This is a genomic window from Sphingomonas sp. RIT328 (genome assembly GCF_000632225.1).
In the GTDB taxonomy this organism is placed as follows: domain Bacteria; phylum Pseudomonadota; class Alphaproteobacteria; order Sphingomonadales; family Sphingomonadaceae; genus Sphingomonas; species Sphingomonas kyungheensis.
On the sequence record NZ_JFYV01000023.1, the window covers coordinates 106,228 to 126,747 of the forward strand.

Annotated in this window: 14 protein-coding genes; 8 read left to right on the top strand and 6 right to left on the bottom strand. The window is 64.6% G+C overall.

What is annotated here, in order from left to right:
• Positions 1 to 67: 67 nt before the first annotated feature.
• A complete protein-coding gene (locus tag BW41_RS11405) occupies positions 68 to 508 on the top strand; it encodes a MarR family winged helix-turn-helix transcriptional regulator (protein WP_051583450.1) in 441 nt (146 codons plus the stop codon).
• Between the two features lie 85 nt (positions 509 to 593).
• Here the strand turns inward: BW41_RS11405 and BW41_RS11410 are convergent, their stop codons facing one another.
• The 4 genes from BW41_RS11410 to BW41_RS11425 form a co-directional block, all read right to left on the bottom strand.
• Positions 594 to 1,244: a TadE/TadG family type IV pilus assembly protein gene (locus BW41_RS11410; RefSeq protein WP_037534521.1), complete on the bottom strand. Its 651-nt coding sequence runs from the start codon at positions 1,242 to 1,244 to the stop codon at positions 594 to 596.
• A gap of 5 nt (positions 1,245 to 1,249) precedes the next feature.
• The gene (locus tag BW41_RS11415) at positions 1,250 to 1,819 is read right to left on the bottom strand and encodes a TadE/TadG family type IV pilus assembly protein (RefSeq protein WP_327195594.1); all 570 of its coding nucleotides are present in this window, start codon (positions 1,817 to 1,819) and stop codon (positions 1,250 to 1,252) included.
• Complete coding sequence (locus tag BW41_RS11420; protein ID WP_081793053.1) at positions 1,819 to 3,735, bottom strand: TadE/TadG family type IV pilus assembly protein; 1,917 nt, start codon at positions 3,733 to 3,735, stop codon at positions 1,819 to 1,821. The genes BW41_RS11415 and BW41_RS11420 overlap by 1 nt, the downstream gene beginning before the upstream one ends.
• Before the next feature lie 605 nt (positions 3,736 to 4,340).
• Positions 4,341 to 6,608, bottom strand: coding sequence for a beta-glucosidase (locus BW41_RS11425; RefSeq protein ID WP_037534525.1), 2,268 nt, complete (start codon positions 6,606 to 6,608; stop codon positions 4,341 to 4,343).
• A 190-nt stretch (positions 6,609 to 6,798) separates the two neighbouring features.
• On the opposite strand from BW41_RS11425, the gene BW41_RS11430 reads away from it, so the two are divergent.
• The 6 genes from BW41_RS11430 (at position 6,799) to BW41_RS11455 (ending at position 14,911) form a co-directional block, all read left to right on the top strand.
• Positions 6,799 to 9,843: a TonB-dependent receptor gene (locus BW41_RS11430; protein WP_037534526.1), complete on the top strand. Its 3,045-nt coding sequence runs from the start codon at positions 6,799 to 6,801 to the stop codon at positions 9,841 to 9,843.
• Between the two features lie 111 nt (positions 9,844 to 9,954).
• Positions 9,955 to 10,677, top strand: a complete 723-nt coding sequence (locus tag BW41_RS11435; protein ID WP_037534528.1) for a SapC family protein — start codon at positions 9,955 to 9,957, stop codon at positions 10,675 to 10,677.
• Positions 10,670 to 11,701, top strand: a complete 1,032-nt coding sequence (locus BW41_RS11440; RefSeq protein ID WP_037534530.1) for a cupin-like domain-containing protein — start codon at positions 10,670 to 10,672, stop codon at positions 11,699 to 11,701. The genes BW41_RS11435 and BW41_RS11440 overlap by 8 nt, the downstream gene beginning before the upstream one ends.
• Entirely contained in the window at positions 11,698 to 13,191 is a 1,494-nt protein-coding gene (locus BW41_RS11445) for a tryptophan halogenase family protein (RefSeq protein WP_037534531.1), read from the top strand. The genes BW41_RS11440 and BW41_RS11445 overlap by 4 nt, the downstream gene beginning before the upstream one ends.
• Positions 13,191 to 14,243 carry a LacI family DNA-binding transcriptional regulator gene (locus BW41_RS11450; protein WP_200870406.1) on the top strand — a complete coding sequence of 351 codons (1,053 nt, stop codon included), beginning with the start codon at positions 13,191 to 13,193 and terminating at the stop codon, positions 14,241 to 14,243. The genes BW41_RS11445 and BW41_RS11450 overlap by 1 nt, the downstream gene beginning before the upstream one ends.
• On the top strand, positions 14,240 to 14,911 hold the full coding sequence (locus tag BW41_RS11455; protein WP_200870407.1) for a DUF6445 family protein: 672 nt from the start codon (positions 14,240 to 14,242) through the stop codon (positions 14,909 to 14,911). The genes BW41_RS11450 and BW41_RS11455 overlap by 4 nt, the downstream gene beginning before the upstream one ends.
• Positions 14,912 to 14,926: 15 nt before the next feature.
• On the opposite strand, the gene BW41_RS11460 is transcribed toward BW41_RS11455, so the two are convergent.
• A complete protein-coding gene (locus BW41_RS11460) occupies positions 14,927 to 16,594 on the bottom strand; it encodes a hypothetical protein (protein ID WP_051583451.1) in 1,668 nt (555 codons plus the stop codon).
• Between the two features lie 413 nt (positions 16,595 to 17,007).
• On the opposite strand from BW41_RS11460, the gene BW41_RS11465 reads away from it, so the two are divergent.
• A complete protein-coding gene (locus BW41_RS11465; protein WP_051583452.1) occupies positions 17,008 to 19,083 on the top strand; it encodes a TonB-dependent siderophore receptor in 2,076 nt (691 codons plus the stop codon).
• A 412-nt stretch (positions 19,084 to 19,495) separates the two neighbouring features.
• On the opposite strand, the gene BW41_RS11470 is transcribed toward BW41_RS11465, so the two are convergent.
• On the bottom strand, positions 19,496 to 20,503 hold the full coding sequence (locus BW41_RS11470; RefSeq protein ID WP_037534538.1) for a glycoside hydrolase family 43 protein: 1,008 nt from the start codon (positions 20,501 to 20,503) through the stop codon (positions 19,496 to 19,498).
• Positions 20,504 to 20,520 lie beyond the last annotated feature (17 nt).

The following is a 20,520-nucleotide window of genomic DNA, read 5'->3' on the forward strand; positions in this document are numbered from 1 at the left end:
TGCCTTGTCTCCGGGGGATCAGCCTCTACAGCCGAAGGCCATGCCCGCTCCCGCGCCTACAGAGCCGATGTCGCTCGGCCGCCTCGACAATTTCATAGGTTTCCGGCTCCGTCGCATCCAGAACTACCTGTCCAGCGCGTTCACGGCGGAAAGCGTCGCGCTCGGGCTGCGCCCCGGTGAATTCTCGGCCCTGGCCGTGATCGCGGCCAATCCCGGCGTATCGCAGGGCACGCTGGCGCGCGAAGTCGGGCTGGACAAGTCCGCCGCGGTGGCGGTGATCGACGACCTCGAACGCCTGCGCCTCGCCGAACGCCGCCGGTTGACCGCGGACCGTCGACGCCACGCGCTCTACGTCACCGGTGATGGCGAAGCGGCGCTCGACCGGTTGTTCGCGAAGCTCGAAACCGTCGAGCGTGATGTGCTCAACGCGCTGAGCCCCGACGACCTTCAGGTCCTCAGCAGCCTGCTCGACCGCATCTATCACTCCTGCTTCCGTCAGGATGCGTAGGGAGTCTGCCGCACCGCGCCGTTCCGGATTCAAGGAACGGCCGCCTGACCCGCGCCAGGAGCCGCGGAACGTTATGCTCGTCGGCTCACAGCCCCGTTGCAGAAGTACAATACTTCTTCGGCGGGAAACGGCTATCCGGCGTCGGCGTCGTGAAATCCTTGTTACGCGCGCGGAACATGGCGCTGCGGGTGAAGCTGGTCGGCAGGGTCAACCATGTGAACGGAACACTGCTGAACAGCGGCTGATATTTGTAACTCACCTGGACGTGGAACAGGATCTCGTCCCGGATCAGCTGGCGATTTTGCGGCAAGGTCGCGATCGACGTCGACTGATTGCAGCCCAGCATCGGCGGTGTGACGAAATTGCCATCGAACCTTTGCCAGAGGATGCGATTTTCGATCGTGCCGTCATTATCGGAATCGGTCCCCTGGACCCCGGTGATGACGATGCGGCCGAACTGGCGCAGATCGAACGGCTGCGCGGAAAGATCGATCGCGCTGAACAGATCGTAGACCTGCCCCTCACCGATGCCGATCTTGCCGGTGCCGCTCTGCGCGACGAGATCGGCGCTCATCGCCGCCAGCCGCTGCACGCGGTTGTTCGCCATGACGTAATTGGCAAATTCGATCCCGGTGAGCGCAAAACCGAGGAACAGCGGCAGCATCAGCGCGAATTCCAGGATCGACACGGCGCGCGTGTCGCCGGCGAGCCGTCGCAATGGCTGCGCAAGCGGCATCCGGTTCAACCGCGCACCACGGCTTCGTTGCGGACGACGGTCGTCACGCTGAGCGGCAGCGTGACGCTCCGCCCGATGAACCGACCGACGAAGCCGAACAAAAGCCGCTTGGGAAAGCGCACGGTATAGCTCACGACGTCGCCGGGGCCACCGAGCGCCCCCGTCTTCGCCGTGGTATCGTCCCATTTGCCGTTGCGGTTGCGGTCGACATACGGTTCACCGGCGTCGTAGCGCCCGTTGCCGTTCTGATCGGTGTAGGTTTCGGGGTAGGCCGAGCTGAAGTCGGCATATACTTTGGTCTGGATCTCCATCGTCTGTCCGGGCGCGGTGGCGAAGGCGGCCATGGATCGGGTGATACTGGCGGTCATGATATCCCGACGACGCGTCTCGTCGGTTTCCAGACTGGCCGTCGCCTTGCGCGCGGCGTCGACGACGGCACCCTCGAGCACCTGCCGCGCCAGGATCATATGACCCATTTCGATCGTGCCGCAGATCAGCGTCAGCATCGCCGGCAGGATGATGGCAAACTCCACGACGGTGACGCCGCGGGCATCGCGAAGGACAGGTCGCATCATCACTGCACCAGGTGGAGATCGACGAGTTCGGCCGCGATGTCGTTGAAAGCCGCCGTCAACGTCGCCGCATCGGAGGTGCGATAGACATGCCCCGGAGCGCATTTCTCGAACATGCTCAGCGTATTCGCATCGGTCGTCGTGAGCGCGACGATGTAGACCGTCGGCGGATTCGCCTCCGCCTGCAGCGATGCGCAGGTCTTGGCGAAGCGCCGTTCGGACTGGCCGGTCAATCCGCCCGGCGTCGACGAGATCGGACTGTCGGCGTAATTGCCGTAGAAGGTCCAGGTCCGGTCGGTATAGCCGTTTTGCGAGGTGCCGAGCGCCGTCTCGCCATCGGTCATGAAGACCAGCGCCCGCTTCGGCGATTCCCGCGACGGGTTCGTCCGCCGGAAGACGTCGTCGCGGACGAGCAGCCGATAGCCCCACAGCAAGCCGGCATGGTGCAGCGTGCCGTTGGCCGGATAGATGGCCGCATTCTTCTGGTCGATCATCGTCGTATAGGCGCTGCGGTCCCGCCCGTACGCGACCGGCAGCGCCTCTTCGGGGCATTGCCAATTGGGGGACGGGAATTCGGTCCTGTTTTTGGTGCCGTCGTTGACGCTGCCGCCGAGCGGATTGACGCTATATTCGGTTGCGACCTTCCAGTCGGTGGAAAAGTTCGGAATCCGTCCGTAATTGATCTTGAAGGGCGTGCCCGTGCGCGTCGAGAAATTCCACGGTGCCACCGCGGGATCATAATAACTGCCATCGGTGCGCGTGATGACGTCGTTGCCCGCACTGCCGGCACCGTCGTTCAGTCCGATGTACATCATGTACAGCCACCGCCGGTACGGGTTGTTCTGAAAATCGTTACTATAGGCGTCGTAGTTGAGCATGGGGTCGGCATAGGTGGCGTCGAGGCGGTACAGGTTGTTGTTCGGCTCGACGCCGGCGACCTTGTAGAAACCGCCGGTGTTCAGGGCACGCTCTGCGGCGGTGGCCTTATCCTGCGCGAGCTGCGGGACGTACATCGGCGGAATGAAATAGGGTGAGAGCGGTGGGTGGCCGCCCTCCCCCGGTAAGGTCCGATCGATATCCCAGGCATCCGGCTCGCGATAGGTCAGCGTGCTGTTGAGATCCTTGACGCTGTCATCGGCGAAGACGCATCCCTTCCAGGCGAGATGATTGGCCGGCCAGGATCCGCCATATTGCGCCATATACTGGTCATTGAAGGCGAACTGCTGCCGGATGACGGTCGGCGACTGCCAGTTCGGCAGCAATTTGCCGACGTTGACGGTGATATCATACATCACCATTCCCATCGCGAGATCGGGCCGCGCCGTACCGCCCTGATAGAGCACGCCGAGAAAGCTCTTCGCCGCATCCTTGAGCGCGGTGATGCGCGTCTTGACCACGCCATTGGCGTCGCGGGGCAGATTGTCCTTGAGCGAGCCCGTATTGTCGAGCACCATCATCACCTCGAGCGGATGCGGCTGGATCTCCGCCCGCGCGACGGCGGTGACGGTTTGCCGGTCGAAGCCGAAGGCGCGCATGAACGACATCGGCACGATCGCACTGGCCCGCACCGTCGTATTGTTGCGACCGTCGATCGCCGTGAACGTCGGCGTCACGGTCAGTCCGGTGGTGCCCATATAGCCGTCGGTGAAATTTCCCCGGAAATAGGCCATCGCCTGAGCGTCGCGCCCCGCCGGCGATGTGTCAGCGACCGCGAAGGCGCGGGCACCGGCCAGCGCGGCAGCGTCGACACCGGCCTGCAACTGGGACTTCACGATGTAGACGCGACCGGTATCGATGGCCGAGCCCAATGCCGCGATCCCCGGGATAAGCCCGACCACCATCAGCGTGATCGCCGAACCGCGACGATCGCGCCAAAGCCTGCGGCCAAGCTGCGCCGCCCCCCGGAATGCCCCTGCCATCGTGTCTGAACCCCCTGTCGCCAGGGGCTTAGAACAAGAATGGTAAAGATTATTGCATCGTTGCCGGTCGCATCGGGCCTTTTGATACAAAGCCGACACACAAGGCCGTCGGCACGCCGTCTGCCTTTAGGGCGGCAGCGGGAGCGATGGCGGAGACAAATGCGGTGGCGCGACGATCGTAGCGGGGACAGGAGATAATGGCGGAGCTGTCGGTCTGATGCGGACGCGGCTCGGCGGATTGCGGCGCATGCGCACCTATCCTCTTCGGATCACCTGCAAGTGCCTGTCGTCTGACCGAGCACAACTGACGGTTCGGGCTGCCAGCTCATAAGAGGACATCCAAGCCATTTTCCACTTACCTGCCCCTGCCATCCGTCGATGCCGAATAGCAGGAAGCATAGCGAACACTTCTCACCTCCCTATGCGTTATGCAGAATAGAGCGGACCCCCGTCATTCGCCGAAGACAGGCTTCAGCTCTAGCGGGAGGACAAGCGCCTTAGCTTCTGGAAGAGCAATATACGAAGCGATGAAGGTCATGGTGCCTTCCGGTTCCGTGCCATATGTTTCCAAAAGCCTCAGCGCATGCCAAACGTTTGTGAAAGGATCAGGGCTTGAGGGTTTGGGCGGTCAACGTGGCGCTCAACATCGTCGTTCGGTCAGCGGCATCCTGTCCCACTGCGACCCGATAACGCCCAGCCCCAATCCGCCAGCCGGGCAACGCGGTGTCGTAATCAGCGACGACGCGCGGCTCAGCGGTCAGCGTAATTCGCCGGGTCTCGCCGCGCTTCAGTGCGATCCGGGTAAAGGCGCCGAGACGCAGCGGAGCGCCCCCCTCCTCACGCCCGACGTACATCTGCGGCACGTCGATACCGTCGCGGTCGCCGGTATTCGTGACGTCGAACGTTACGCTCAATGTGCGGCCGCCTTTCGCCACCGGGTTGCGATAGGAGAAATGGGTGTAGGAAAGGCCGTGGCCGAAAGGGAACAGCGGCTTCAGCCCTCTCTTTTCGTACCAGCGATAGCCAACGTCAGAACCCTCGACATAGTCGACCGGGAAGCTCTGCAGCACATGGGCCGACGCAGCCGCCGGATTGGCCGCCGCAGCCGCCTCCAGCCCGCTCAGCCGGTCGAGCCCAACGGGATGCGGGCGTGGCGGCTGCGAGGCGTCGGCGGGGAAGGTGATCGGCAGCCGCCCCGACGGATTGACCGCACCGGTCAGGATCGCGGCGATCGCCTCGCCGCCGCGCTGGCCGGGATACCAAGCCTGGACCACCGCCGGCACCTTGTCGAGCCACGGCATCAGCACCGGGCCACCCGTCTCCATCACCGCCACCGTATGCGGCTGCGCCGCGGCAATCGCGGCGATCAGCGCATCCTGCTGATTGGGCAAATTCAGGTTCGGCACGTCGTCCGCCTCGGTCGTCCATTGCGTCGCGAAGACGATGGCGAGGTCGGCATTCCTGGCCGCTTCGACCGTGGCGTTGAGGCTGCGGCCGTCGACCCAGTCGACCCGCACGCCGGGCAGAGCCTTGCGAAGCGCGAGCAGCGGCGACGAGGCGTGATAGGTGATGCGCGCGAACGACGCCGACCCGCCGGTGGCGAGCGGGATCTCAACCGGCGCACCGCCAACCGATCGGACCTGTGACGATCCGCCGCCCGACAATACGCCGACATCGGCATTGCCGCCGATCACGACGATGCGCTTCGCGACCCGCGCGATCGGCAGGAGGTCGCCGTCGTTCTTGAGCAGGACGATGCCCGCCTCCGCAGCGCGCTGCGCCACCTCGGCATGCGCGGCATAGTCGGGCGTCACCGCCTTTGCCGGCACAGTATCGCCGAACGCGCCGGTCTCGATCAGCCCGGTCAGGTAGCGCGCCACCATATCGTCGATCCGCGCCATCGGCACCTCGCCCTTTTCCACCGCAGCCTTCAGCGGCTCGGCGAAATACAGCGCCTTGTCGAGCTCCTGCCCCGATTGCTGGTCGAGCCCGGCATTGGCGGCCTTGGCGGTTGAATGGACAGCACCCCAGTCACTCATCACCCAGCCGCGATAGCCCCAGTCGCGCTTCAGCACGTCCGTGAGCAAGTGCTTGTTCTCGCACGCCCAGTCGCCGTTGACCTTGTTATAGGCGCACATCACGGAACCGGGCTTGCCCTGCTCGATCGCGATCTCGAAGGCGAGCAGGTCGCTCATCCGGAGCGCCGCCTCGCCGATCCGCGCGTCGACGACCATACGGCCCGTCTCCTGGCTGTTGAGCGCGAAATGCTTGACGGTCGAGACGATGCGGTTCGACTGGACGCCGGCGATATGGGCGCCGGCCAGCATGCCGGCGAGCAGCGGATCCTCGCCGAGATATTCGAAATTCCGGCCGTTCCAGGGATCGCGGGTCAGATTGACGCCGCCAGCAAGCAATACGTTGAAGCGCTTGTCTCGCGCCTCGGCGCCGATCATCGTGCCGCCGGCGCGGGCGATCGCAGGATCGAAGCTGGCCGCGGTCGCCAGACCCGAGGGCAGCGCGGTGGCGACGTCACCCTTGCGCTGTTCGACCTGGTTGGCGACGCCAAGCGACGCATCGCTTTCGCGCACCAGCGGGATGCCGAGCCGCGCGAGGCCGTCGATATGGCCGGCAGACGGAATCAGCTCGTTGCCGGTCTTGCCCGCTGCCATCGGCGGGAACAGGCCGTGCAGGAAGGCGATCTTCTCATCCAGCGTCATCTTCGCGACCAGCGCGTCGGCGCGTGCACGCGCCGCGCTGCCGCCGCCGTCGCGAACCGTCGGTGCGGCACGCGGCGGTCGCGCGGTGGCGGTCGTGGCGATGGCGACGGCCAGCGTCGCCAGCGATGCCCAGCGGGCGATGTGCGTCGTCGTCATAAATCCTCCCCTTGGCCCCGGTGTGTCCTTCAGGCCACGATTCTGCGGAATTGAACAGCAAATCCGGTGAACGTTCACGTCATCGCTTTTTCAATGCTTTGGCTCACTTGACAGCCCTGATCGCTTCGCACAAGTGAACGTTATCAACAAGAGCGGTCCAGCCGCGTCGTCGTTATCGGGGAGGATTATCATGCGTAGCGTTCGTGCTCGCCTGCTTTCGCAATTTGCCATCGGCGTTTCCACCGTCGCCTTTATCCTGCCGGCCGCCGCTGCGGCGCAGGATGCTTCCGCCACGATGGGTCAGCCCGGCCCCGCACAGACCGATCCGGCACCTGCGGCGAGCGGCGACGTCGGCCAGGGCGACGGTGACATCGTCGTTACCGGCATCCGCGCCAGCTTGCGCGAGTCGATCGACCTGAAGCGCAACGCGCAGGGTATCGTCGACGCGATCAGCGCCGAAGACATGGGCAAATTCCCTGACACCAACCTCGCCGAATCGCTGCAGCGCATCACCGGCGTGTCGATCGACCGCAACGCCAGCGGCGAAGGCCAGTTCGTCACCGTTCGCGGCTTCGGTCCGGAATACAATCTCGTCACGCTCAACGGGCGGCAGATGCCGACCTCGACGATCGGCGACGGCAACAGCGCGCCGGCGTCGCGTTCGTTCGACTTCGCGAACCTCGCCTCCGAAGGCGTCGCCTCGCTCGAGGTGTACAAGTCGGGCCGCGCCACCGTGCCGTCGGGCGGCATCGGCTCGGTGATCAACATCCGCACCCCCCGCCCCTTCGACAAGACGGGGCTGCGCGGCTCGATTTCCGCCCGCGGCGTCGTCGATACGTCGCAGAACGGCCACAAGGACATCACACCGGAAGTGTCGGGCATCTTCTCCGACACCTTCGCCGACGACCGGATCGGCATCCTCGTTACCGGCGCCTATCAGCGTCGCAACTTCAGCGCGAATTCGGCGAACATCGGATGGCGCGACGGCTATCTTGGCAACGAGAACAATTGGGGCTCGCTCGCCCAGCCTGGCGATCCGCGCTACGCCAACATCACCAACCGGCCGACGGCGACCGACGTCTATCAGGTCCCGCAGAACGGCGGTTACGATGTCGTCAACGGCCGTCGCGAACGCATCAACGGCCAGGCCGTGCTGCAATTCCGTCCGATCGACAGCCTGACCGCAACGATCGACTATACGTATTCGCGCAACACGATCGACGTCCGCGACAATAGCGTCGGCATCTGGTACAATCACAACGACACGCTGAGCGCATGGACCGACGGCCCGGTCGCCGGCCCGTCCTTCTACACCGAGCGGTTCACCGCGGCGGAGGCAAAGGATCTCGCCTATTCGGTGTCGCAGACTGCGACGCGTAGCGAAAACAAGTCGCTCGGCGGCAATCTGACCTGGCAGGCTCCGGGCGGCGTTACGATGACGCTGGACGCCCACCACTCGACCGCGGTGTCCAAGCCGGACAGCCCCTACGGCAACAGCAACTCGTTCGGCACCGCGATCTTCGGCATCCAGAACCAGACGCTGAACTTCGACAAAGACCTGCCGGTCATCTCGTACAATATGTATCCGGGCGTCGACGCGCTTAACGCGGCAAACATCGTCCCGACCGGCAACGCCTTCCGCAATTCCTATTTCCGCGACGAGATCAACCAGGTCATGATCCGCGGCCATTACGACCACAATCAGGGCTTCATGGACAGCCTGGACTGGGGTTTCGAATACACCGACAACAAGGTGCGCTCGGCGTACAGCGTGCTCCAGAACGACACCTGGGGCGGTGCCGGTGGCAGCACGCCGGCGCAGCGCGCTGCCGCGGCGGCCCTGCTCCCCGACAACATCTTTACGCTGACCAGCATCCCAGACAAATTCTCTGGTATCAGCGGCAGCAACGATCCCAATATCATCCAGTCGTTCTTTACGTTCGACCTGCCGACCGCACTGGCGCTGACCGACAAGGCCTATGGCACCTGCGGCGGCAACCTGCAGTGCCTGCTGCCCTACACGACCGACTCGCGGATCCGCGAGAAGACCGTGGCGCCCTACTTCCAGTTCAACGGCAAGTTCGACCTGCTCGCCGGCACCGGCCACTTCATCGCCGGCATCCGGTACGAGAACACGGACGTTTCGGCGAGCGCACTGGTGCCGACTCCGACCGGCGGCCAGCAGAATTCGCAGAACGAATTCAACGTCATCTATTCGGGCAGTGGCTTCACCACCTTTAAGGGCAGCTACAACAACTGGCTGCCATCGGTCGACGTCGACATCGCGCCGCTTCGCAACGTCAAGCTCCGCGCGTCTTACAGCCACACGATCACCCGTGCGGATTACGGCAGCCTGCAGGGCGGTCGAAACATCGACCAGTTGTTCCGCGTTGGCGGCGGCACCGGGCGCGTCGGCAATCCGAACCTGATCCCCTACAAGTCCAAGAACATCGACCTGTCGGCGGAATGGTATTACGGCAAGGAAGACTATATCTCGGTCGGCTACTTCCATAAGGACGTCGCCAACTATATCGGCTCTACGCAGATCAACACGATCATTCCGGGAGTCACCGCGCCGACCACGACGCTGAACGGCGTGACGACGAATGGTCCTCGCTATCAGGCGGCGATCAATGCGCCGGGCTATGACGGGACCTTCGCCTTCATCCAGAATTACTATGCGGCGAACTTCCCGCAATATGTCGGCAAGAACGGCGCATTGCTCGCCAGCCCCGGTGATCCGTCGGTCAATTTCATCATCACGACGCCGTTCAACAGCAGCCAGACCGCGGCCGTCAACGGGTTTGAATTCGCGATCCAGCACAATTTCTGGAACACCGGCTTCGGCACGATCCTGAATTACACGATCGTCAACGGCAATCGCGACTACAACAACCTGCTGCCGTCAAGCATCCCGCAGTTTGCGATCACGGGATTGTCGGACAGCGCCAATGCCGTATTGTTCTTCGACAAATATGGCATCAATGCCCGCGCGGCGTATAATTGGCGCAAGGGATATCTGTCAGGCTCCGGCACCAATCCCTATTACGTCAATACGTACGGCCAGCTCGACGGCAGCGCGAGTTATGCGATCACGCCAATGGTCGCGGTGTTTGTCGAGGGCATCAATATCCTGGGCGAGAACCGCAGCGGTCACTTGCGATCCGACCGTAATGTCAATTTCGTCAACAAGCAGGATGCCCGCTATTCGGCTGGCGTTCGCTTCACCTTCTGATCCTGCCCATCCCCTGCCAGCCTCCTCGTCAGAGAAGGCTGGCTTTTTTTCCCGGGGCGCGGCAGGCCTTGCGGCCATGTTCTTCGTGGACATTTACCGGCGAGACCTTCGATGACCAGCCAGCACGCGATCCTTACCGTGGAGGCGCATCGCGATCTGCGCATCAATAGCGCGCGCGACCGCGCGCTCGGCGACGGGCAGATGTGCTGCATCACCGTCCCGACCGAATTCCGGGCGGTGCAGAGCGCCTATCCCATTCTATTCCGTCTCAACGACGCCCGCGACCGCTATACCGCGCTCGCCATGTTCGGCTTCGAAAACGGCGAGAATTTGTTTCTCGACGCCGGCACGTGGGACGCGGGCTATCGGCCGCTGGCCATGGACGTCCAGCCGTTCCTGATCGGCGGCGGTCCGGACGACGACGCTGCCAAGCAGGTGCACATCGATCTCGCTTCGCCACGAATTGCCGCCGATGGCACCGGCGACCGCATCTTCGACGAAACGGGTCAGCCGACGCCCTATCTGGAGCGCGTGGCCGAACAGCTCGGCGCGCTTGATGAGGGCTATCGTGCATCGGCGGACTTCTTCGAGGCCTTGCAGCGCTACGACCTGCTGGAGCCATTCACGCTGGAAGTGACCTTGGACGACGGCTCGACCAATCGGCTCGTCGGGTTCCACATTATCAACGAAGATCGTCTCGCGTCGCTTGATGGCGCAGCGTTCGCGGAGCTGAATGCCGATCAGCATCTTCTCCCGATCTACATGGCGATCGCTTCGCTCGCTCATATCGGCGATCTCGTCGCGCGTCGTAACCGGCAACTGGCGCGTGGCTGAGGCCGATCCCGGCCCTCTGGCGGGCCTCGCCCGCGTACCGGAGGAGCAGGTCGCCGACGCCGCGGCGCTTGACGCCCGATTGCGCGGCGCGGACGCGCCGTTCGTGATCCGCGGCCTCGCCGCTCACTGGCCACTGGTCAGGGCGGGACTCGAGTCCGCCGACGCCGCCCGCGACTATCTGCTGCGCCATCACCGCGACCGGCCGTTCACCGTCTCGGTCGGCCAGCCGGGCAGTGGCGGACGGCTGTTCTACGACGATGCGATGGCGATGAACTTCCGCACCTTCGACGCGAAGCTGCCCGACATTTTTGCACGCATCGCCGCCTTCGCCGGCCAGCCGCAGGCGCCGACGGTCTATCTCGCCTCGATCGACGTCCACCAGTATTTCGACGGTCTCCACGCCGCCAACCACATCGACCTCGGAGACCGCGAACCGCTCGCCAGCATCTGGATCGGCACGCGCACCCGCATCGCCGCGCACAACGACGTGCCCAACAATCTCGCGGTCGTCGCCGCCGGTCGCCGCCGCTTCACACTGTTTCCGCGCGAACAGTTTCGCAACCTCTACCTCGGCCCGGTCGACAACACGCCGGCGGGCCGCGCGATCAGCATGGTCGACTTCCACGCGCCCGACCTCGCGCGCCATCCGCGCTTCGCCGAGGCGATGGCGCATGGCCTTACGGTCGAGATGGCGCCCGGCGACGCGCTCTACATTCCGGCCCTGTGGTGGCACCACGTCGAAGGCCTGGAGGACTTCAATGTGCTGGTCAATTACTGGTGGCGCGAGACGCCGCGCTGGCTCGGCCAGCCGCAGGAGGCGCTCAACCACGCGCTGATGGCGATCCGTGACCTGCCTCCAGATCAGAAGGCGCATTGGCGGGACATGTTCGATTACTACGTTTTCCAGAACGACGATCAGGTCACCGCGCATGTGCCCGAGGGCGGCCGCGGCGTGCTTGACCCGATGACACCCGAATTGGCGAGCCGGTTGCGCAGCTATCTGTTGCGGGCGCTCAGCCGATGACTGCGCCGATGCCGCGCCGTATCGTCGTCGCAGGTGGCGGCACCGCTGGATGGATGACCGCCGCCGCGCTGACCCGCACGCTCGGCCGTACTGCCGCCGTCACGCTGGTGGAATCCGACACGATCGGCACCGTCGGCGTCGGCGAATCGACGATTCCGCCGCTGATCACCTTCAATCGCCTGCTCGGCATCACCGAGGCCGAATTCATGGCGGCGACCCAAGCGACGTTCAAGCTGGGCATCCAGTTCGACGGCTGGAAAGGTCCCGACGACAGCTATTTTCACGCCTTCGGCCTGACCGGCAAGGACCATTGGGCCGCCGGCTTCCAGCATTTTTGGTTGGAGGGGCAGGCGCGCGGCCACCAGCAATCCTACGACGATTACTGTCTGGAACTGATCGCGGCGCGCGAGAGCAAATTCGCCCATCTGCCCGACGACCGGTTGAGCTACGCCTATCAGCTCGATTCGACGCTCTACGGCCGGTTTCTGCGCCGCATGGCGGAAAGCGACGGCGCCCGCCGGATCGAGGGCAGGATTGCCCGCGTCGACCTCGACGGCGAAAGCGGCGACATCGCCGCGCTGGTGCTCGACGACGGCAGCCGGGTCGAGGGCGACCTGTTCGTCGACTGCACCGGCTTTCGCGCGCTGCTGATCGAACAGGCGCTCCATGTCGGCTACGACGACTGGACGCACTGGCTGCCTTGTGACAGCGCGATCGCAGTGCAGACCGAGAGCGTACGGCCACCGGTGCCCTATACCCGCGCGATGGCGCACGATGCCGGCTGGCAGTGGCGGATCCCGCTGCAGCATCGCGTCGGCAACGGCATCGTCTATTGCAGCCGGTATCTGACGCGGGAGGCGGCGCTCGACCGACTGCTCGGCAATGTCGAGGGCAAGGTGCTGACCGAGCCCAACATGCTGCGCTTCGTCACCGGTGCGCGGCGCAAGCAGTGGCATCGCAACTGCGTCGCCATCGGGCTCGCTGGCGGTTTCATGGAGCCGCTGGAATCGACCAGCATCCACCTGATCCAACGGGCGATCCTGCGCCTGATCCGGCTGCTGCCGGCGGCCGGCGCGATCTCGCCGCACGACATCGCCGAATTCAACGATCAGCAGCTGACCGACATGGATCAGATCCGCGATTTCCTGATCCTCCATTACAAGGTCACCGAGCGGCGGGATTCGCCGTTCTGGCGTCAGTGCGCAGCAATGGATATCCCCGACAGTCTTGCGCAGAAGATCGGCCTGTTCCGCGAGACCGGGCGCGTCTTCCGCCGCAACGACGAATTGTTCGCGGAGAACAGCTGGATCCAGGTGATGCTCGGTCAGGGCATCACCCCCGCAGCGCGTCATCCGATCGCCGCCAAGCTGCCCGACGAGGAGCTTGACCGTTTCCTCTCCGGCTTGCGCCAGGGGGTCGCGACGACGGTGCGCGGCCTTCCGGCGCACAGCGACTATGTGTCGCGCTATTGCGGCGCGGCGCCGACCTGATGGCGCGGCGTCGGCAAGCGGTCACCATCCGTCACGTTGCGGCGGATGCGGGCGTATCGCTTCAGACGGTGAGTCGCGTCATCAACAAGGAGCCGAGCGTCCGGCCGGAAATGTTGGCCAGGGTGAAGGCATCCATCGAGCGGCTCGGCTACGTGCCGTCGATCGCCGCGCAGCGGATGGCGGGATCGCGCTCCTATCTGATCGTTGCGCTCAACGACCGCGAGCGGACCATCGCCGGATGGCGCGATCGCCAAGGCACTGACTGGGTCGACCAGATGCTGCTCGGCGGTCTGCTGACCTGTGCCGAGCACGGCTATCGGATGATCGTCGAGCTCGTCGACACGCACAGCGACCATATCGAGCGCGAGCTACGCGCTGCGATCGCCGCCATCCGGCCCGATGGCGTCATCCTGACCCCGCCGCATTCCGAAAATACGCTGATTACCTGCCTGCTCGAGGAGCATCGCATCGCCTTTGCCCGGATCGGCTCGCGGATCGCCGGACCCGGCTTTGCCGTGGCGATGGACGAGGCGGGGGCGGCGCGGCTCGCCACCGAGCATCTGATCGCGCTCGGCCACCGGTGCATTGGCTTCATCGCCGGTCCGGACGATTATGAATTGAGCGGCTGGCGCACCGAGGGTTGGCTCGCGGCGATGGCGGACGCCGGGCTGCCCACCGACGACCTTCTTGCCGTCGGCGATTTCGGCTTTGCCTCCGGTCGGGCGGCAGCCGCGGCGTTGCTCGACGGCGCGGTGCCGCCGACTGCGATCATAGCGTGCAGCGACCAGATGACGCTGGCGACGCTGGAATTGGCGCGCGAACGCGGGCTCGACGTACCCGGCGACCTGTCGATCCTCAGCTTCGACGACACGCCGATCGTCCGCTTCGTCGCTCCGCCACTAACCGCGATCGTCCAGCCGATCGCGGAGCTGACGGCATGCGCGGTGAAACGTGTGATCGGCGATCCGGCTCCCGAGGCCGCTGAGCCGATCATCGTGCCCGCGACACTGACGATCCGCGCCTCCACCGCGGCCCCGAGATCGCTGGCGTGAAGCGCCCTGCCATCTCTGTGCAGCGGCTCGGGCAAGAAGGGGAGCCGCTGGTCGTGATCGACGACTTCGCGACTCATCCCGACAGCTTGCGTCAGGCCGCCGTAGCGGCTGCCTTCGAACCCGCCGGTCATCATTACCCCGGCCTGCGGGCACCGTTGCCGGACGGGTATTTCCGCGATCAATTCCCGGTGATCGCTGAGTCACTGGGCCGCCGGTTCGGGCCTCACCGTCAGATCAGCGTGGTCGACGCCAGTTTCTCGATCGTCACCGCTCGGCCAGACGCGCTCGACATCCGTCAGCGCGTGCCGCACGTGGACGCCTATGGCCGTGACCGAATAGCGATGGTTCACTATCTGTCACCCGCCCATCGCGACGGCACCGCCTTCTTCCGCCACCGCACCACCGGTTTTGAAACGATCGACGACACCCGCGCGCCCGTGTTCTTCGGCCGATTGCAGGACGAGGTCGCTGCGATTCCGCCGGAGGGCTATATTCTCGACGACACCCCGCTGTTCGAGCGGATCGGCGGGGCGGAGGGCCGCTACAACCGTGCCATCCTCTATCGCAGTCAGCTGTTGCACAGCGGCGCAATCGCTGCCGATGCGATCCTGTCGCCCGATCCCGCCCTTGGCCGCCTTACCGTCACCGCCTTCTTGTCGATCGGCTAGCCGCATCCACCGGGGTTAGGCCCCGCCGCCATAACGGATCAGCGTCTGGCGCGTGCTGCCCGGACGGGCCGCCTCCCCCGCCCCGTTGACCAGATGCGCGATCGTCCCCTTGCCGCCGCCGAGTGAGATTGTCGTCACATCTGACACACGTACGCCAGACACATCCGGCACCTCGACCGCGCTGGCGAGCACGATCGAAGGATCGGCGGTGAAATTGGCGTAGATGCCCATTCCTACCGCCTCGTGCCGACGGACGTGGTCAGCGACCTTGTAGGCCGCCCAGCCCCGTGGCGAGTCCGCGCGCCAGCCGCGCTGGCTGGGAGGATCGTACGGCAATTCGTTTTGGTAGAAGAAGACCCGCCCATCCTCGCCGTTCCACAGCGTCTGCCAGCCCTGGAAATGCTCGACGAACAGCCCGTAGCAGGTGACGTGGTCGCCGTTGACGACCAGGCCGTGCGTCGCTCGGCTCTCGTCCCAGCCGACATGGACCCGCCCGCCGTCGCGATCGCCGTGATCGGCGCGCCAGATCCACAGGTGATCGCCGATGACATGATGGCTGTTGATCTCCAGGCAGGTGCCGGCATTGCCGATAGCGGCTCCGCCAACACGGAAGAACAGGTCGGCCAGCAAAGTTGGACGGTCGCCGTGGTCGCCATCCGCCCCACGCGGCCCGATCTGCATCAGCACAGGCGAGTTCCGCGGTCCGGCGTCGATCAGCAGCCCGGCAATCGTCACCCCAGGCACGTCGGCCACGGTGAGCGCCGCCGTGCCGCCCTCGGCGAGCAGGGTTGCCAGTCCCAGTCCAAGGATCACCGTGTCGGCTCGCGTCACCCGCAGTGGCTGGCGCAGCCGGTACACGCCCGGCGTCAATACCAGATGGCGCCCCGCGGCAAGTGCGCGATTGATCGTCGCCACCGGTGTCGCCGGATCGGCGATCAGCACGTCGCGCAGCGGCACGTGGCGGCCGCCCGGCGTTCCATCCCACGATACGCCCGCCGCATCGCGGCGCAGCGCCGGGACGAATATGCTCCACGCGCCGTCCGCACCGACGCACAGGAACGGCTTTTCGCGGATTACCGGCACGGTCTGCAGCGTCGTGTAGGGCGGCGCAGGAAAGCTTGTCGCCGGCGCGCCCGGGACGCCCATGAACATCATGTTCCAGTTCGACCCCTGCCAGCCGTCGATGCGGCTGGTCCGGGTGAACCACTGCTGCTGCGTACCGGATCGGATCGTGCCGTCGACGCAGCAGTCCGCCATGAAGCCGCCGCTCGACCAACCGCCGTCGTCCAACGCCAGATCGCCGGCGAGATGGATGCGGCGATAGGGCGCCGCCTGCGACACAGCCCAGCGATCCTTGCCATCAGGCGGCCGCACAGTGAGATTTTCCGCCCCGCGCCAGAAATTGACCAGCGCCATGCCGTTTGCCCAGTCCGCCTCGGCATGAACATGGCCGGTCACGGTTACGTCGCCTGGCGTGGTGCCCAGCCCGGCGACCTGCGTGAAGAAACCGACGTTGATGTCGAGGTGATGGTTACCCGGTTTCAGCAAGATGGCGCGGCGTCGGTCAGTGAAATGGGCCCGCTCCTGCTCACCGAACCAGCGGGCGATCGTCGCCTGTGCGTCTGGCGCGCCGGGGTCGACGAGCAGGACATTCGGCCCAAAGTCGGGATCGGCATTGTCCATCGCAAACGCCGGTTTGACGATAACGCTAGCACCGACCGCTGCCATGCCGGCAACTACGCCGCGCCTTGTCGTCTGTGGCATTTTGCCCTCCCCTTTAGGTGTGGCACTATATCGCTCGGCGCTGCGGGCCAGGCAAATGTCTTTGCCGCAGAGGCCTTTTTGCCCCTCGGGTCACAAGCGCCGGAACAAACGGAACACGCTGCCGACGCTCTCCCAATTGGGCGAGCGGAACGAGATGGCCGATCTGATGTACTGCACAACGGCGCCGTCAGATCTGCTTGATGCAAGCCGCTGTCAGACGCAGCCGTTGCCGATAGGCAGGAATTAGCGCATTGCAGCATGCAAGCATGATGATATGTTGCAACATTACGCATGCCGAGTAGCGCATGCAGGTGCCGCATTCCGGAGCAACAATGTCCTTCAGGTTCCTTCGTCCACGACTGCATACCTCTGCCTTTGCCTGCACCCTCGCGCTCGGCGTCGCGCCGCTCTCTGCGGACGCGCAGGAGACGTCCGGACGAGACGACGAGGACGAAATCGTCGTGCTAGGCACCCGTGACACCGCCGATCGTGCGCTATCGTCGGATCGCGTCACCGAACGCATGTCACAGTCGAGCCGATCGATCGAACGCGACATCCTGGATGCGGCAGGAACGTACCGGCTGAGCGACGCCCTCGAACTCGTCAGCGGTTTCAGCCAACAGAACAACCGTGGCGGGGTCATCGACAATTTCGCGGTCCGCGGGTTTCTCGGCACCCCGGACGGGGGCGCGGAATATTATCTGAACGGCTTCCTCGCCAATCGCGGCATGGCCCCGCCGCGCGACCCTGCGACGACCGAACGGGTCGAGGTCCTGAAAGGCCCAGCGGGTGCCTTGTTCGGAGATGTCGATCCCGGCGGCCGGGTCAACATCGTGACCAAGGTGCCCCGTTTCACGCCGCATGCCGATGCGATGGTCAGTTATGGCGCGTTCCATACGCGGCGTGTCGAGCTCGACGCCACCGGCCCATTAACCGAGACCGTGGCTGCCCGGATCGTCGTCGCAGGCGAGGATAGCGATGGATGGCGCGATGCCGTCCCGCTGCGCCGGCGCGTTGTCTCGCCGTCACTGACCTGGCAGCCGAGTGAAGCGCTACGCCTCACCTATACCGGTGAGTTCAGCCGATACGACACGCCGTTCGACCGCGGCATTCCGGCGATCAACGGCGATGCCAACGCCTTGCCCCGCTCGAATTACTACGGCGAACCATCGAACGGCACCACCAAATCCCGACAGGACCAGCACCAGGTGACCGGTCTGGCGGAGCTCGGTGGTGGCTGGACGCTGAAGGGCGGTGTGGTCTGGCGGACGGGAACGCTGAAGGGCCTGTCAGCCGACCAGTCGCGCATCGTCGGCAACGCCTTGTGGCGCCAGCGCCGATCGCGTGACTTCAGTGTCGACGATCTGTCAGCACGCCTGGAGCTCGCCGGACAGATCGGGCGGCACCGGGTCAGCGCGGGCGTAAAGGGCTATCGCTTTTTCTACGGCGAACGCTGGCTGCGCATCAACCCCTCGGCTGCCGTTCCTTACGCGATCGACCTCTACAATCCGGTCTATGGATCGGTGGCAGCCCCATTGCGGCCCTTCACCAACAACGACGAGAGCCGCTGGGCAGGCACAGTCTACATACAGGACATGTGGGACGTCACCGATCGGCTGACGCTGGTCGGCGGCGCACGGATCGATCCGTACCGGCAGACGATCGTCAACAACAACACAGGCGGCGTCGGCCGCAACATCGACGAGCCCGTCCACGTCCGCGCCGGGGTGCGCTACCGCGTCACGGACGTAATCGCGGTGCACGCCAATTGGGGTGAGAACTTTGCGCTGAACACCGGTACGGATCGCAACGGCGCGGGCTTCGGCCCGGAAACGGGTCGCGGCTACGAGGTCGGGGTGGCGGCCAAGCTGCCGGGTGTCGATCTGGCGGCAACATGGTTCGACATCCGTAAGCAGGACATCCTGACGACCGATCCTGTTGATGCGAACTTCCTTGCACCCGTCGGTAGCATCGTCAGCCGCGGTATCGAATTCGACGCGTCAGCGCGGCTCGGCGATCGCTGGCAGATCGTGGCCAATTACGCCTGGCTCGATGCGAAGGCGGATGACACGACGTTTCCGACACCGGACGTCCTGAACGTGCCGGAGCACGCGGGCACATTGCTGGTCGTCCATCGCATTCCGACCACCCGTGGCAACTGGCAGCTGATCGGGGGCGCCGCTTATGTCGGCAATCGGGCGGGATCGCTCACCGCCAATCCGGTGCTGCTACCGCAATACGTGAAGATCAAGGCGGCGATCGAAGCGCCGCTATTCGAGGGGGTTCGGTTCCGTCTCGAGGCCGACAATCTGCTCGATCAACGCTATTCCGCCAGTTCGTACAGCGCCTTGTGGATCTATCCCGGCGCGCCACGAATGGTGCGGGCGTCACTTCGTCTCGATATGTGAAGCGGATAGGGCAGGACTTTACCGGTTCCGTCACCTTATTGCAGATCAACCGTGGCAGGAATGAAGCGGGACAGTCGCAGCCGCCCGGCCGCGGGTGGGCGTCGGCGAATTTCCTGCCTGAAAAACTAGCGACCTGCGGCCTCGACACCCTATTGGTGCTGACGGCATAGTTACATTCGCCGCAGGCGGACTGCACCAGGCGCCTGCTGCGACTTTCCTTCGTGTCGACGCCCCAGATGCGGTCATTCCATGCCGCTTCCCTGCCCCAATCTACGCCAGCCGTTCGACTCAGATCGGCGGGCACGCAATAGCGGCCGAGGCTAGCTCAGCGGCCGCCGTCATACGCGCGCCGCCAAATCTCAGGCTGGTCTTCGCGGTTGTGGCTTCGACAGGCGAGAGGTCCTTACCGTCCTTATTCGGCGGGCGGCACCGACACACCGGCTTGGGTCTGGATCACCGGTTTCATGGTACCATCAGGATTGTAGCGGAGATGCTCGACCGTGATCGCCCGCCGCCCCAATGCGCCTTTCTGGTCACCGATCGTCAGCGATGCATTGTGCAGGAACAGGTACGATTGCCCCTTGAATTCGGCAATGCCGGGGTGGATCGTAAAGCTATTGGCCGCCGATCCGGTCAGCTCTCCCCGATATGTCCACGGACCCTGAATGCTCGGCGCGGTGGCATAAGCAACTCGCTCGTTGCGATCCTTGCCCGTCGGATCCATCGAGGCATAGGTGAGGTAATAAAGGTCCCCGCGTCGATGCAGCCACGGCCCCTCGACATAATGGGGCGGCGTGATTTCGGTGATCGGGCCGTCCAGCTCGATCATGTTGGGCTTGAGCTTGGCGATGTAGCACTGCCGGTTGCCCCACGCGATCCACGACGTACCATCGCGGTCGGTGAGCACGGTAGGATCGATATCCTCCCAGCTATGCTCACCCTTGGGCGTCATCTCGTTGGTGATCAGCGCTGATCCGCGCGCGTCCTTGAACGGCCCCGTCGGGCTGTCCGACACCGCGACGCCTATGGCCTTGCCGGGGTGCGTATCATCATGCTCGGCCGGCACGTAAAGGTAGAACTTGCCGTTCTTCTGAACGGCCTGCGGCGCCCAAGCGTCCTTCTTGGCCCATGTCAGATCGGCGATGTTCAGGATCGGCGGATACGCCTTCCACGTCTTCATGTCGGTGGTCGAATAGACCATCCATTCCCGCATGTTGAACATCTCACCATCCCTGGCCTCGTCGTGATCGACGTAGAGATACAGGGTGTCGCCGACGACGAGCGGCGCTGGGTCGGCAAGGAATGTGTCGCGGATGATCGGATTGGAGCCGGGCAAATCGCGGCCTTGGCAAAGGCCTGTCGATGCGGAGACCGCCACCGTCGATACCAGCGCCAGAGCGCACACCCGCAGCCAGCCCATGCCTACCCCTCCTATTA